The sequence below is a fragment of the Streptomyces sp. NWU339 genome, assembly GCF_003143855.1.
GTDB lineage: Bacteria > Actinomycetota > Actinomycetes > Streptomycetales > Streptomycetaceae > Streptomyces.
The window spans coordinates 52,954-66,784 of the sequence record NZ_QFRK01000031.1; the positions used below are offsets into that span (position 1 = coordinate 52,954).

Annotated in this window: 12 protein-coding genes; 5 read left to right on the plus strand and 7 right to left on the minus strand. The window is 70.7% G+C overall.

Annotation, left to right across the window (positions count from 1 at the left end; all coding sequences use genetic code 11):
* Positions 1-38 precede the first annotated feature (38 nt).
* Entirely contained in the window at positions 39-863 is an 825-nt protein-coding gene (locus tag DIZ27_RS29300) for a maleylpyruvate isomerase family mycothiol-dependent enzyme (protein WP_109381474.1), read from the minus strand.
* A 217-nt stretch (positions 864-1,080) separates the two neighbouring features.
* On the opposite strand from DIZ27_RS29300, the gene DIZ27_RS29305 reads away from it, so the two are divergent.
* Positions 1,081-1,899, plus strand: coding sequence for a carbon-nitrogen family hydrolase (locus DIZ27_RS29305; protein ID WP_109381475.1), 819 nt, complete (start codon positions 1,081-1,083; stop codon positions 1,897-1,899).
* A gap of 35 nt (positions 1,900-1,934) precedes the next feature.
* Here DIZ27_RS29305 and DIZ27_RS29310 read toward each other — a convergent pair whose 3' ends face one another.
* The 5 genes from DIZ27_RS29310 to DIZ27_RS29330 all read right to left on the minus strand — a co-directional run bounded on the left by DIZ27_RS29310 (position 1,935) and on the right by DIZ27_RS29330 (position 6,571).
* Entirely contained in the window at positions 1,935-2,315 is a 381-nt protein-coding gene (locus DIZ27_RS29310) for a VOC family protein (RefSeq protein ID WP_109381476.1), read from the minus strand.
* Between the two features lie 26 nt (positions 2,316-2,341).
* On the minus strand, positions 2,342-2,833 hold the full coding sequence (locus tag DIZ27_RS29315; RefSeq protein ID WP_109381477.1) for an LURP-one-related/scramblase family protein: 492 nt from the start codon (positions 2,831-2,833) through the stop codon (positions 2,342-2,344).
* Positions 2,834-2,926: 93 nt separating this feature from the next.
* On the minus strand, positions 2,927-3,175 hold the full coding sequence (locus DIZ27_RS29320) for a DUF6458 family protein (protein ID WP_109381478.1): 249 nt from the start codon (positions 3,173-3,175) through the stop codon (positions 2,927-2,929).
* Positions 3,176-3,277: 102 nt separating this feature from the next.
* On the minus strand, positions 3,278-4,585 hold the full coding sequence (locus DIZ27_RS29325) for a M18 family aminopeptidase (protein ID WP_109381479.1): 1,308 nt from the start codon (positions 4,583-4,585) through the stop codon (positions 3,278-3,280).
* 159 nt (positions 4,586-4,744) lie between these two features.
* Positions 4,745-6,571: an acyl-CoA dehydrogenase gene (locus DIZ27_RS29330; RefSeq protein ID WP_109381480.1), complete on the minus strand. Its 1,827-nt coding sequence runs from the start codon at positions 6,569-6,571 to the stop codon at positions 4,745-4,747.
* 284 nt (positions 6,572-6,855) lie between these two features.
* On the opposite strand from DIZ27_RS29330, the gene DIZ27_RS29335 reads away from it, so the two are divergent.
* From DIZ27_RS29335 to DIZ27_RS29345, 3 genes are all read left to right on the plus strand, one after another.
* Complete coding sequence (locus DIZ27_RS29335; protein WP_109381481.1) at positions 6,856-7,323, plus strand: SseB family protein; 468 nt, start codon at positions 6,856-6,858, stop codon at positions 7,321-7,323.
* A 197-nt stretch (positions 7,324-7,520) separates the two neighbouring features.
* Complete coding sequence (locus DIZ27_RS29340; RefSeq protein WP_109381482.1) at positions 7,521-8,501, plus strand: pirin family protein; 981 nt, start codon at positions 7,521-7,523, stop codon at positions 8,499-8,501.
* A 121-nt stretch (positions 8,502-8,622) separates the two neighbouring features.
* Positions 8,623-9,702 carry an AI-2E family transporter gene (locus DIZ27_RS29345; protein ID WP_181383742.1) on the plus strand — a complete coding sequence of 360 codons (1,080 nt, stop codon included), beginning with the start codon at positions 8,623-8,625 and terminating at the stop codon, positions 9,700-9,702.
* Here the strand turns inward: DIZ27_RS29345 and DIZ27_RS29350 are convergent.
* Positions 9,694-11,853, minus strand: coding sequence for a SpoIIE family protein phosphatase (locus tag DIZ27_RS29350; protein WP_109381484.1), 2,160 nt, complete (start codon positions 11,851-11,853; stop codon positions 9,694-9,696). The two genes, DIZ27_RS29345 and DIZ27_RS29350, sit on opposite strands and share 9 nt — an antisense overlap.
* Before the next feature lie 170 nt (positions 11,854-12,023).
* Between DIZ27_RS29350 and aspS the strand changes: the two genes are divergently transcribed.
* Positions 12,024-13,787 (plus strand): aspartate--tRNA ligase, encoded by a 1,764-nt coding sequence (aspS, locus tag DIZ27_RS29355; RefSeq protein WP_109381485.1) that lies wholly within the window; start codon positions 12,024-12,026, stop codon positions 13,785-13,787.
* Positions 13,788-13,831 lie beyond the last annotated feature (44 nt).

The window sequence follows — 13,831 nt, forward strand, 5'->3', positions numbered from 1 at the left end:
ACGGCTCCCGGGCCCGGCGCGCCGTGTCCGCGCGGACCTTACGGCGTCACCGCGAAGTGCCGCAGGATCGCCGCCGCCAGGTCCGGGTCGCCCTCCGTCTTCACCCGGTCCGACACCGCGTCCGGCGTCACCCGGCCGCAGGCCATGCGGACGTACGTCTCCCAGTCGAGGGCGAGGGTGACGGCGGGGCCGAGCGCCGGGGCGGTCTCCAGCGTGCCGCGGCCCTGGAAGTCGACGCGGATGGTGCGCAGGAACTCCACGGGCCCGTGGACGTCGATGACCACGGCCGAGCTGCGCGGTGCCTGCGCCAGCTCGGCCACCACCCGGGGCAGCTCGGCGAGCAGCACGTCGCGGGCGACGTGCGCGCCGGGGGAGTCGAGGTTGCCGGGGCGGCCGAGGGCCGCGCGCAGGTCCTGCTCGTGCGCCCACACGTCGAACGCGTGCCGGCGCATGGACTCCTCCAGCGTGAGTTCCGTGCCGAACGGGCCGCGCACCTTCGCGGCCGGGTCCCGCGCCTCGTTCCGCAGCTGGCGGTTGCGGCGGATGATCATGTACTCCAGCTCGGAGGTCATCTCCGGCGCCGTGTGGTGGCGGCGCACGTCGACCTGCATCTCCGTGTAGCGCTGCTGCTCGTTGGTGACGTGGAACAGGTCGCGCGGCAGCGCGTGGATCGGGCGGGGGTCGCCCAGCATCTCCGAGTCCAGCCCGATGACGTGGGAGACCACGTCACGGACCGACCACCCCGGGCACGGCGTCCGCCGGTTCCAGTCGGCCTCCACGAGCGGCTGCACCAGCTCGGATATCGCCTCGACGGAGTGGTTCCAGGCGTCGGCGTAGGGCTGGAGGGTGGGATGCAGGCTCACGGAACGGGACCCCTCGGCGGTCGGTACACGGGCAGGTGGTGGCGGCGGTGCCAGTGGGCGGTGGCTGCACTCGGCGGGCGTCTCGGGACTCCCCAGGTTCTCGGCTTCGCTCGAACCGGGAGGGCCCCAAGTTACGCTGTCGTGAGGCACCCCGGCAGTGCTTTCGTGTGACGATCGTAGGCCGTGCCGACAAGTCGAATGCCAGGACGGTGGTATCGTGCGCGCTTCTTTGCTCCAAGTCGCCGTGAACGGGGATGAATCGGTCGAATCGCGTCGGCGTCGGGTCGCCGCCCTGGTACGGGAACAGGCCGGAGCCGATCTCGTCGTCCTGCCGGAGTTGTGGACGACGGGCGCGTTCGCCTACGAGGACTTCGGGCGCGCGGCGGAACCCCTCGACGGGCCGACCCACCAGGCGATGGCCGAGGCCGCGCGGGACGCCGGCGTGTGGCTGCACGCGGGCTCCGTCCCGGAGCGCGGCGCCCCGGACAGCGGCTCCGACGCGGACGACGGGCCGCTCTACAACACCTCGCTCGTCTTCTCCCCCTCCGGTGAGCTGGCCGCCGTCTACCGCAAGATCCACCGCTTCGGCTTCGACAAGGGCGAGGCCGTGCTGATGAGCGCGGGCGACGCACTGGTGACGGTGCCGCTGCCGCACACCACGCTCGGCGTGGCGACCTGCTACGACCTCCGTTTCCCCGAACTCTTCCGCTCTCTCGTCGACGCCGGTGCCGAGACGCTCGTCGTCCCGGCGGGCTGGCCGGACCGCCGCCGGTCCCACTGGACGCTGCTGGCCCGGGCGCGGGCCGTGGAGAACCAGGCGTTCGTCCTCGCCTGCGGAACGGCCGGGACGCACGCCGGGGTCCCGCAGGCGGGTCACTCCATCGTGGTCGACCCGTGGGGCGAGGTCCTCGCGGAGGCCGGTCCCGACGAGCAGGTCCTCACGGTCGACTTCGACCCGGCGAAGGTCGCGAAGACCCGCGAGCAGTTCCCGGCCCTGAAGGACCGGGTGCTCGGCCTGGCCCGCCCGCGCGCCTGACCGGCCGCAGCCGGTGCGGCCCGCCTCGACTGCCGCTACCCGTGCCGGACCAGGCAGAAGGGGTGCCCGGCGGGGTCGGCGTACACCCGCCGGCCGCGACCGTCGGACCCCGCGTCCAGGACGGTCGCGCCGAGCGCCGTCACCCGTTCCTCCGCGCGGTCCAGGTCCGGCACCCCGAGGTCCAGGTGGGACTGCTGCGGCACCGAGGGATCCGGCCAGGTCGGCGGCCGGTGGTCCGGGACCCGTTGGAAGGCGAGGACCGACCCGGTGGGAGTGTGCAGGGTCGCCCAGTCGTCCCCGGGCGCCCACCGCCGGTCGGGCCGGTCCACCTCGCCCCCGAGCAGCTCCCGGTGGAAGGCGGCGAGAGCCGCCGGGCGGGGGCAGTCCAGCACCACGCACTGCAGTTCGGCGATCACACCGCCCGTCCTACGGGCGCGAAGTACTACTCCCCCCGCTCCTTCTCCGCCAGGTGGATCACGCACACCGCCACCGCGATCAGCAGGGCCGGGTCCGCGTCCTCGCGTACGACGTCGACGCCGTAGGTGTCCCGGATGTGCAGCCAACGCCGCGAGACCACGGCGAGCAGTTCGCCGTCGTACTCGACGGCGAACTCACGGTCGAGGATCCTGCCGCTGACGTCCAGCTCGGAACCGTCGGCCAGGGCGACCCGGTAGTGGTTGCGCAGCAGGGACAGCCGCTTGCGCCGGATCGTCGCCAGCGCCTCACCGTCCCGCTCGATCACCATCGTGTCCCGCAGGGCGAACATCTTCTTGCGGATGTCGATGAGGACGCGGCCCTGGAGGTCCTTCAGCTCGAAGGTGTCCCGCAGCCGCATGGCCTTGCCGTCGACGAGGAAGACCCTGTTGCCCCGGTCGTCCTCGATCCAGTAGTCGTCACCGATCCCGAGGATCCGGTCGCGTACGAGGAATCTCATGACACCAGGGGTGCCCTCTCTCCCGTTCCCCGACGCCGCCGCTGGGCCGATTGCCGGAGCCGGCCGTCGACGTCCCGTCAGGCTCCGTACCCGTCAGACTCCGTACCCGTCGCTGTAGCCGTCGCGGCCGTGTGGCCGGGTGTCGTCGACGACCGGCGTGGCGGGCGGTACGACGACCCGCCGACGCCGGGCGATGCTGCTGAAGACCGCCACACCGATCAGTCCGACGACCATGAAGATGACGCCGACCAGGTTCACGTTGACGCCCTGCATGTCCCAGTCGGTCGCGAACGTGAGAATCGCTCCCACGGCGATGAGGATGATGCATCCGCCGAGGCCCATGAGTGCCGCCTTCCTGCCCGGTCCTTCCGGTTGCATCCGGGTACCCGGTCGGCCATCACTCATGCAGCACCGGCGGGTTGACCGGCCGTCGGCAGCCCGCGACTACGACTCCAGGAACGCCACCAGCGCGTTCGCCAGCAGGAACGGGTCCCGGACGCCGCACAGTTCGCGCGCGCTGTGCATCGACAGGATGGCCACGCCGATGTCGACCGTCCGGATGCCGTGCCGGGCCGCGGTGATCGGGCCGATGGTGGTGCCGCACGGCATGGCGTTGTTGGAGACGAACGACTGGAAGGGCACGCCCGCCTTCTCGCAGGCGGCGGCGAACACCGCCCGGCCCGAACCGTCCGTGGCGTAACGGTTGTTGACGTTGACCTTGAGGATGGGGCCGCCGTCGATGCGCGGGTGGTGCGTCGGGTCGTGCCGCTCCGCGTAGTTGGGGTGGACGGCGTGACCGGTGTCCGAGGAGAGGCAGACGGTGCCGGCGAAGGCGCGCGCCCGGTCCTCGTACGAGCCGCCGCGGGCGAACACCGAGCGCTCCAGCACGCTGCCGAGCAGCGGCCCGTCCGCGCCGGTGTCGGACTGGGAGCCGTTCTCCTCGTGGTCGAAGGCTGCGAGGACGGGGATGTGGGACAGCCCGGCCGGTCCGGCCCCGGCCGCCGCGACCGCCGCCAGTGCGGCCGTACCGGCGTGCACGGACAGCAGGTTGTCCATGCGGGGGCCGGCCAGCAGCTCCTCGTCGCGGCCCAGGTACGCCGGCGGCTCCACCGAGTGCACCATCAGGTCCCAGCCGGTGACCTCGCCGGACGGGATGCCCGCGGCCTCCTCGAGGAAGGCGATGAGGTCGCCGTCGCGCACGTCGTCGCCCAGGCCCCAGACGGGCTGCATGTGGCGCTGCTTGTCGAGCTTGAGGCCGTCGGCGTTGACCGAGCGGTCCAGGTGGATGGCGAGCTGCGGGACGCGCAGCAGCGGCCGGTCGACGTTCACCAGCCGGGTGGAGCCGTCCCGCAGGGACAGCCGGCCGGCCAGGCCCAGGTCGCGGTCGAGCCAGGAGTTGAGCAGCGGACCGCCGTAGATCTCCACGGCCACCTGGCGCCAGCCCTGCGCCCCGCTGTCGGGCCGCGGCTTCACCCGCAGGTTGGGGGAGTCGGTGTGGGCGCCGACGATCCGGAACGGGGTGTGCGGGTCCGCGCCCTCGGGGACGTACCAGGCGACGATGGCGCCGCCGCGCAGCACGTACTTGCCGCCCGACGTCCCGTCCCAGGCGTCCGTCTCCACGACCTGCCGGAAGCCTGCCTTCTCCAGCCGCTCGGCGGCGTTCGCCACCGCGTGGTACGGCGTGGGGGAGGCGGCGAGGAAGGACATGAGGTCGTCGGTGTGTCCGCGGCCGAAGGGGGAGGGTTCGCTCATGGGTTCACCTTAACGAGGGCGAGGGCCCGCTTCCCCGGTGTGGAAGCGGGCCCTCGTACGGGCTCCGACGGTCGCGTGCGGACGCGCGCGATCCCGTTCGGGCTCGTTCGATCCCGTTCGGGCTCGCGCGGTCTGCCGCAGGATCTCTCGCAGGAGGTCCTAGAAGGCGGCCTCGTCCAGCTCCATCAGGTCCAGGTCCACGCCCTCGGCGACCTTGCGGGCCAGCGTGACACCGGGCAGGACCTCGGCCGCGAAGAACCTCGCCGCGGCGATCTTGCCGGTGTAGAAGGCGACGTCCTTGGCGGAGGCCGTCTGGAGCTTGTCGGCGGCGACCGCGGCCCCCTTGAGCAGCAGGTAGCCGACGATCACGTCACCGGAGGCCATCAGCAGACGGGTGGTGTTCAGGCCCACCTTGTAGATGTTCTTGACGTCCTGCTCGGTGGCCGCGAGGTCCGTGAGCATCAGGCCGACGATGGCCTCCAGCTCGACGGCGGCCTTGGCCAGGTGCTCGCGGGCGCCCGCCAGCTGCTCGCCGCCGGTGCCGAGGGCGAGGAACTGCTTGATGTCCTCGGCGAGCGAGTTCAGGGCCGCGCCCTGGTTGCGGACGATCTTCCGGAAGAAGAAGTCCTGGCCCTGGATCGCCGTGGTGCCCTCGTACAGGGTGTCGATCTTGGCGTCGCGGATGTACTGCTCGATCGGGTACTCCTGCAGGAAGCCGGAGCCGCCGAAGGTCTGCAGCGACTGGGCGAGCTGCTCGTAGCCCTTCTCGGAGCCGTAGCCCTTGACGATGGGCAGGAGGAGGTCGTTGAGCGCGTGTTCCGCCGACACGTCCTCGCCCGCGGCCTCCTTGATCGCGATGGTGTCCTGCACCGAGGCGGTGTAGAGGACGAGCGCGCGCATGCCCTCCGCGTACGCCTTCTGCGTCATCAGCGAGCGGCGCACGTCGGGGTGGTGGGTGATGGTGACCTTGGGCGCGGCCTTGTCCAGGAAGTTGGCGAGGTCCGGGCCCTGGACGCGCTCCTTGGCGTACTCCAGCGCGTTGAGGTAGCCGGTGGAGAGGGTGGAGATCGCCTTCGTGCCGACCATCATGCGGGCGAACTCGATGATGCGGAACATCTGGCGGATGCCGTCGTGCTTGTCGCCGATCAGCCAGCCCTTGGCGGGGTGCCGGTCGCCGAACGTCATCTCGCAGGTGTTGGACGCCTTCAGGCCCATCTTGTGCTCGACGTTCGTGGCGTAGACGCCGTTGCGCTCGCCCAGCTCGCCGGTCTCGGCGTCGAAGAGGTACTTCGGGACGAGGAAGAGCGACAGGCCCTTGGTGCCGGGTCCGGCGCCCTCGGGACGCGCGAGCACGTAGTGGAGGATGTTCTCCGACATGTCGTGCTCACCGGAGGTGATGAAGCGCTTCACGCCCTCGATGTGCCAGGAGCCGTCCTCCTGCTGCACGGCCTTGGTGCGGCCGGCGCCCACGTCCGAGCCGGCGTCCGGCTCGGTGAGGACCATGGTGGAGCCCCACTGCTTCTCGACGGCGATCTGGGCGATCTTCTTCTGGGCGTCGTTGCCCTCGTCGTACAGGATCCCGGCGAAGGCGGGACCGGACGAGTACATCCACACGGCCGGGTTGGCGCCGAGGATCAGCTCGGCGTACGACCAGATCAGCGAGGGGGGAGCCGTCGTGCCGCCGATGGCCTCGGAGACACCCAGACGCCAGTACTCGGAGTCCATGAAGGCCTGGTAGCTCTTCTTGAAGGACGCGGGGACCGGCGCGGTGTTGGTCTCCGGGTCGAAGACCGGCGGGTTGCGGTCGGCGTCGGTGAAGGACTCGGCCAGCTCGTTCTCCGAGAGACGGGTCAGCTCCTCGAGGACGCTCCTGGCGGTCTCGACGTCCATCTCCTCGAACGGCCCGGTGCCGTACAGCTTGTCGCGTCCGAGTACTTCGAAGAGGTTGAACTCGATGTCGCGGAGATTGGACTTGTAGTGCCCCATGGTGACGGCTCCCGGCTCCGTAGAGAGATCGGCGAGGCACTTCGTTCCTCGCACGGGTTTGCATACCAGCAAGTAGCTACGACTATGCTACCCGCCGGTAATAAGAAGCAAGCCCGATCCGGCCATCTGTGACGCGTTACGCGCTCCGGCGGCGGCCGGCGGGCGGCCCGCACCGTGCCGCGAGACGCCGAAGTGCGCTCGAAGTGCACTTGAAGTGCCCTCGGGACGGCCCGTACCCGCCCGTACCGGCCCAGGGCTCCGGCGCTCTCGGTACGCTTGCGCGCATGTACGGCTACGACCAGAACGTAGGGGCACAGCAGGGGTATGTCCCGCCGCAGCAGCAGATGCCGGGCGGCTACGGGCAGCAGCAGCCGCCGCTATACCCGGAGCCGTCCCCGCCCTCGCTCGCGGACGCGGTGCGCGCGTTCACCACGGGCCAGGTGACCGCCGAGGACTTCCAGCAGGTCTTCGCGACGTCCAAGGTGTACTGCCCGCGCGGCGACAACCCCGGGTTCCTCGCCCTGCACAACACCCAGCAGCCGGTGATCCCGATGTTCACCTCGCTGAAGGAGCTGCGGCGGTACGCGGGCAAGGAGTCCAAGTACTTCGTGATCACCGGCGCCGAGGTGATCGACCTGCTGCCCACCGGCTACGGCTTCGTGCTCGACATGGAGGGTGAGCACCGGATGGTGTTCGACGCGAAGGCCGTCGAGCAGATGGTCGAGTTCGCGATGCGACGCATGTATGGCTGAACGCCGCGGTCGTAGCCGTCAGTGCCGTGATCGCTGTGATCGCCGCCGCGACCGCCACCGTCACGCGCCGGGCGGGTGACCCCCGCCCGCCCCGGAATCTCTGCAGCCCGGAGGGAATGCCCTCCGGGCTTTCGTCGTTGGGGGTGGCAGGAAGTTCAACGTTCAACTAAGATGGCCGTACAAGAGGAGGTACCGACATGCCTGCAGTGACCGTCGAGAACCCGCTGACGCTGCCCCGTGTGGCCGCGCCCGCCGACGCCGTGGCCCGACCCGTGCTCACCGTCACGACCGCGCCGAGCGGTTTCGAGGGTGAGGGCTTCCCGGTGCGCCGGGCGTTCGCCGGGATCAACTACCGCCATCTCGACCCGTTCATCATGATGGATCAGATGGGTGAGGTGGACTACGCGCCGGGTGAGCCCAAGGGCACCCCCTGGCACCCCCACCGCGGCTTCGAGACCGTCACCTACATCATCGACGGCGCCTTCGACCACCAGGACTCCAACGGCGGCGGCGGCTCCATCACCAACGGTGACACCCAGTGGATGACGGCCGGTGCGGGTCTGCTGCACATCGAGGCGCCGCCGGAGCAGCTGGTCATGTCGGGCGGTCTCTTCCACGGCCTGCAGCTGTGGGTGAACCTGCCGGCCAAGGACAAGATGATGGCGCCGCGCTACCAGGACATCCGCGGCGGCAGCGTCCAGCTGCTCACCTCCCCCGACGGCGGCGCGCTGCTGCGCGTCATCGCCGGTGAGCTGGACGGTCACGAGGGTCCCGGCATCACGCACACGCCGATCACGATGATCCACGCGACGCTCGCGCCGGGTGCGGAGCTGACCCTGCCGTGGCGCGAGGACTTCAACGGGCTGGCGTACGTGATGGCCGGGCGCGGCGCGGTCGGCACCGAGCGCCGTCCGATCCACCTGGGCCAGACGGCCGTCTTCGGCGCCGGTGGCACGCTGACCGTCCGCGCGGACGAGAAGCAGGACTCGAACACGCCGGACCTGGAGGTCGTCCTCCTCGGCGGCCGGCCGATCCGTGAGCCGATGGCCCACTACGGCCCGTTCGTGATGAACACCCGCGAGGAGCTCCAGCAGGCGTTCGAGGACTTCCAGAAGGGCCGTCTGGGCACGATCCCGGCGGTGCACGGGATGGCGGGCTCGGGACCGCGGGAGTCCTGACCGGCCGAGTGTGTGGGGTGGCCCCGTCCGTTTCCGGGCGGGGCCACTCGCCGTTCCGGGACGGGGTCCGGGCGGGGCGGCGGAGTTGGACAGGGTGTGCCGGGCGTGATCGTGTGGGGGTGTGCAGGACTCCTCTCCGTCTCCGTTGCTGCCCGAATCCGTCCGGCGTCTCGCCGCCTGGTGTGCCGTCGCCCTGCTCGTCTCCGGGGTCGGCTACGTCGGGATCCTGCTGTGCGTGCAATTCCGGGCGGCCGTGATCCCCGTACTGCTGGCCCTCCTCGGTACGGCGCTGTTGCTGCCCCTGCACCGGCGGCTGGTGCGGGCCGGGGTGCAGCGGTCCCTGTCGGCGGGGCTCACCTGTGTCGCGGTCGTCGCCGTGGTCGGCGGCGCGGTGTACATCGTCGTGTCCGCGCTGATCGACTCCGGGGACCAGATCATCGCCTCGCTCAGGATCGCGGCGCGGGATCTCACCCGGCACTTCGGGGCGGCCGGCACCTCGCTGGACGACATCGCGTCGAACGCGCGCGAACTGCTGTCCAGGTTCGGCGGTACGGCCGCGTCGGGCGTCATCAGCGGGGTCAGCGTGGTGGGCCAGGCGTTCGCCATGGCGGTGCTCGCGCTGCTGCTGGTGTTCTTCTTCCTGCGTGATTCCGACCGCGCCGCCGACACACTGCGCGCGCTGGTGCCGCGTGGCTCCGGGGACACGGTGACGGCCGTGGCCCGCCGGGCCTTCCAGGCGGTCGAGGGGTTCATGCGCGGGACCACCTTCATCGCGCTCATCGACGCGCTCTGCATCACCGTCGGGCTGCTCGTCCTCAAGGTGCCGGGCGCCGTCGGACTGGGCGCGCTGGTCTTCGTCGGGGCGTACATCCCCTACCTGGGGGCGTTCATCTCCGGGGCGGTGGCCGTGCTGGTGGCGCTGGCCGACCGGGGGTTCGTCATCGCGCTGTGGGTGCTCGGCGTGGTGCTCGCGGTGCAGTTGCTGGAGGGGCATGTGCTCCAGCCGATGATCCAGAGCCGCACCGTGCAGATGCATCCGGCGGTCGTGCTGCTCGCCATCACCGCGGGCGCCTCGGTCGCCGGGATCGTCGGCATGCTGATGGCGGTGCCGCTGACGGCGGCGGCCGTCGGCGTCCTGAGCGAACTGCGCCGACGCCACACCGCACCGGGGGAACAGGCTCCGCCGCCGGCATCACCGTGAGGGGCCGGTCCCCGTCCGAGCGGCGGCGCCCGGCTCGTCCGGTTCGTGCAGCTCCTGCAGCTCGAACCAGATGCTCTTCCCCTTGCCCCGGGGGTCGACGCCCCAGGTGTGGGCCAGGAGTTCGATCAGGAGGAGGCCGCGGCCGGACGACGCCAGCTCGCCTGGTGTGCGCCGGTGCGGGAGGTCGTCGCCCGCGTCGGTGACCTCGATCCGCATCCGGCGTCCCTCCCGCCCGCCGATGACCTCGGCGACGAGCAGTGCGTCGGTGTCGGTGTGCACGAGGACGTTGGTGAGCATCTCCGACAGCAGCAATACCGCCGAGTCGACCTGGTCCGGTGAGCACCAGTCGTGCAGCAGTTCGCGCAGGTGCTGCCGGGCCTCCGAGACCCGTTCCGGCTCGGTCTGCTCCACCGTCAGCATGGTGCGGCGCACCGACGGCCCCGTCAGGCCCTGTCCGGTGCCGTGGCCGCGGTCGTGGCCCTGTCGGGAGAGCAGCAGCAGGGCGATGTCGTCCTCGCGGCGGTCGATCAGGGGTCCGGGGGTGTGGTGCGAGCAGGGGCCGTGGACGGCCTGCACCAGGGCGTCGGCCAGCTCCTCCAGTCCGCCCCGGTGGTGTTCGAGGATGCCGCGCAGCCGCTGCCAGCCGGTGTCCAGGTCGTGGCCGCCGGTCTCGATCAGACCGTCCGTGCAGACCAGCATGGTCTCGCCGGGTTCCAGGACTATGCGGGTGGTGGGGTAGTCGGCGTCCGGGTCGATGCCCAGCGGGAGCCCGCCGGCCGTCGGCCGGGTCAGCACGGTCGCGTCGGGCATGCGGACCGCCGGGTCGGGGTGTCCCGCGCGGGCGACCTCCAGTACCCCGTTGACGGGGTCGACCTCGACGTACAGGCAGGTCGCGAAGCGCAGCTCGTAGGGGTCGGCCTCGCCGATCCCGTACAGGAAGCGGGAGGCGCGGGAGAGCACGGCGTCGGGCCGGTGCCCCTCGGAGGCGTACGCCCGCAGGGCTATGCGCAGCTGGCCCATGATCCCGGCCGCCTGGACGTCATGGCCCTGCACATCCCCGATGACCAGGGCGAACCGTCCGCTCGGCAGCGGGATGACGTCGTACCAGTCGCCGCCGACCTGGAGGCCGCCGCCGGTGGGGACGTACCGGGCGGCGACGCTCATTCCCGGGATGCGCTGCGGGCCGAGCTTCGGCAGCATCGAGCGCTGCAGACCCTCGGTGAGGGCCCGCTCGCTCTCGGCGGTCCCCGCGCGGGACAGCGCCTGGGCCAGCATCCGCGCCACGGTGGTCAGCACCGACCGCTCGTCGGGGGTGAAGGCGACCGGGTGGGCGAAGGCCGCCAGCCAGGCGCCCGTCGTGCGGCCGGACACGACCAGCGGCAGGTACGCCCAGGACTGACGGCCGAAGCGCTCGGCGAGCGGCCAGGTGAGGGGGTAGCGGGCTTTGTACTGCTCCGGGCTGGAGAGATAGACGGCGCGGCCCGTCCGTATCACCTCGGCTGCCGGGTAGGCGGTGTCCAGCGGCATGTGGAACGAGCCCTCGGCGCCGGGTTCGTGCCCGTGGTGGCCGATGACGGTGAGCTGATCGCCCGCGACGCCGAACAACGCGAGCCCGTCCGGCGAGAAGCCCGGCATCGACAGGTTGGCCGCGACCCGCAGTACCTCCTGCGTCGAGTGCGCCTCGGCCAGCGCCCGGCCGGCGTCCAGCAGGAACGCCTCCCGTGACCGGCGCCAGTCGCCGATGACCGCCCTGCGCCCCGCGGGGGTGCCCGGCGTCGGCTCGGTGACCTCCTGAAGGGTGCCGGTCAGTACGTACGCCTTGCGCAGGGGGTCGAAGGCCGGCCTGGAGCGGCTGCGCACCACCCGCACGACCTGCCCCTGGTCGTCCATGACCCGAATGCGGACCTCGGCGAGCGTGCCCTCGGCGACGGCGAGCCGGACCACCCCGGTGATCTCGTTCCAGTCGACCGGGTGCAGCCGGGACCGGACCTGGGGCTCCGTGAGGGTGGTCTCCTCGGCGGGCAGCCCCAGCAGCCGTGCCGCCACCTCGTCGACCACGACCAGCCCGGTTGCCGTGTCCCAGTGCCACCTGCCGGTGTCGAGAAGGGCGAGGACATCCGCCATGGGCGGCAAGGGCTCGCCAGTTCGCATTGCCCCACTTTATGAAGATTCGATGGGAAAACGCCACCGGCGCTGTCCTCATGGCCGGCGGATCGTCCGGGGCAAGTGATCTTGGGGTGGCCGGTAGGCTTGGGGGAGTTTCACGTGAAACAAAGACCCCGACACCAAGACCCCGATCCGCGAAGGCTGGATGAACGACGATGCATCGGTACAGGTCCCACACCTGCGGCGAGCTCCGCGCCACTGACGTCGGTACCGACGTCCGGTTGAGCGGCTGGCTGCACAATCGGCGCGACCTGGGCGGCATCCTGTTCATCGATCTGCGCGATCACTACGGCATCACGCAGCTCGTGGCCCGCCCGGGCACGCCCTCCTACGAGACCCTCGACCGGCTCTCCAAGGAAACCGTCGTCCGGATCGACGGCAAGGTCGTCTCCCGTGGTACGGAGAACGTCAACGCCGAGCTGCCGACCGGTGAGATCGAGGTCGAGGTCGGCGAGGTCGAGGTGCTGGGCGCGGCGGCCCCCCTCCCCTTCACGATCAACACCGAGGACGGGGTCAACGAGGAGCGGCGCCTGGAGTACCGCTTCCTGGACCTGCGCCGCGAGCGCATGCACCGCAACATCCTGCTGCGCACGTCGGTGATCTCGGCCATCCGCCACAAGATGACGGCACTGGGCTTCAACGAGATGGCGACGCCGATCCTCAGCGCCACCTCCCCCGAGGGCGCCCGTGACTTCGTCGTCCCGTCGCGTCTCAACCCGGGCAAGTTCTACGCGCTGCCGCAGGCCCCGCAGCAGTTCAAGCAGCTGCTGATGATCTCCGGCTTCGACCGCTACTTCCAGATCGCGCCCTGCTTCCGCGACGAGGACGCCCGCGCGGACCGCTCGCCGGGCGAGTTCTACCAGCTCGACGTGGAGATGTCGTTCGTCGAGCAGGAGGACGTCTTCCAGCCCATCGAGAAGCTCATGACCGAGCTCTTCGAGGAGTTCGGCAACGGACGGCACGTGACCTCGCCGTTCCCGCGGATCCCGTTCCGCGAGGCGATGCTGAAGTACGGCTCCGACAAGCCGGACCTGCGCGCCCAGCTGGAGCTCGTCGACATCACCGACGTCTTCGAGGGATCGGAGTTCAAGGCGTTCGCCGGCAAGCACGTCCGCGCGCTGCCGGTGCCGGACGTCTCCGCTCAGCCGCGCAAGTTCTTCGACCAGCTCGGCGACTACGCCGTCGCGCAGGGCGCGAAGGGCCTGGCATGGGTGCGGGTGACCGAGGACGGTTCGCTGACCGGCCCGATCGCGAAGTTCCTGACCGAGGCGAACGTCGCGGAGCTGACCAAGCGGCTGGCTCTGGCCCCCGGCCACGCGGTGTTCTTCGGCGCGGGTGAGTTCGACGAGGTCTCCAAGATCATGGGAGCGGTCCGGGTGGAGGCCGCGAAGCGGGCCGGCCACTTCGAGGAGGGCGTCTTCCGCTTCTGCTGGATCGTCGACTTCCCGATGTACGAGAAGGACGAGGAGACAGGGAAGATCGACTTCTCCCACAACCCCTTCTCCATGCCGCAGGGCGGTCTGGAGGCCCTGGAGACCCAGGACCCGCTGGACATCCTGGGCTGGCAGTACGACATCGTCTGCAACGGCGTCGAACTGTCCTCCGGCGCGATCCGGAACCACGAGCCGGAGATCATGCTCAAGGCCTTCGAGATCGCGGGCTACGACCGCGACACCGTCGAGGAGCAGTTCGCCGGCATGCTGCGTGCGTTCCGCTTCGGCGCCCCGCCGCACGGCGGCATCGCGCCCGGCGTCGACCGCATCGTGATGCTCCTCGCCGACGAGCCCAACATCCGCGAGACCATCGCCTTCCCGCTCAACGGCAACGCCCAGGACCTGATGATGGGCGCGCCGACCGAGCTGGACGAGGCCCGCCTGAAGGAACTCCACCTGACGGTCCGCAAGCCGCAGCCGAAGTAGGCCGCAGGCACAGCATGAAAGCGGCTCGGAACCGGTGTCCGGTT

Excerpts from the sequence above, each read along its gene's own strand:
- DIZ27_RS29335 (WP_109381481.1), top strand. The coding sequence starts at position 6,856 with ATGTACGGCTACGACCAGAACGTAGGGGCACAGCAGGGGTATGTCCCG.
- DIZ27_RS29330 (WP_109381480.1), bottom strand. The coding sequence starts at position 6,571 with ATGGGGCACTACAAGTCCAATCTCCGCGACATCGAGTTCAACCTCTTC.
- DIZ27_RS29320 (WP_109381478.1), bottom strand. The coding sequence starts at position 3,175 with ATGGGCCTCGGCGGATGCATCATCCTCATCGCCGTGGGAGCGATTCTC.
- DIZ27_RS29325 (WP_109381479.1), bottom strand. The coding sequence starts at position 4,585 with ATGAGCGAACCCTCCCCCTTCGGCCGCGGACACACCGACGACCTCATG.
- DIZ27_RS29340 (WP_109381482.1), top strand. The coding sequence starts at position 7,521 with ATGCCTGCAGTGACCGTCGAGAACCCGCTGACGCTGCCCCGTGTGGCC.
- DIZ27_RS29350 (WP_109381484.1), bottom strand. The coding sequence starts at position 11,853 with ATGCGAACTGGCGAGCCCTTGCCGCCCATGGCGGATGTCCTCGCCCTT.
- aspS (WP_109381485.1), top strand. The coding sequence starts at position 12,024 with ATGCATCGGTACAGGTCCCACACCTGCGGCGAGCTCCGCGCCACTGAC.
- DIZ27_RS29315 (WP_109381477.1), bottom strand. The coding sequence starts at position 2,833 with ATGAGATTCCTCGTACGCGACCGGATCCTCGGGATCGGTGACGACTAC.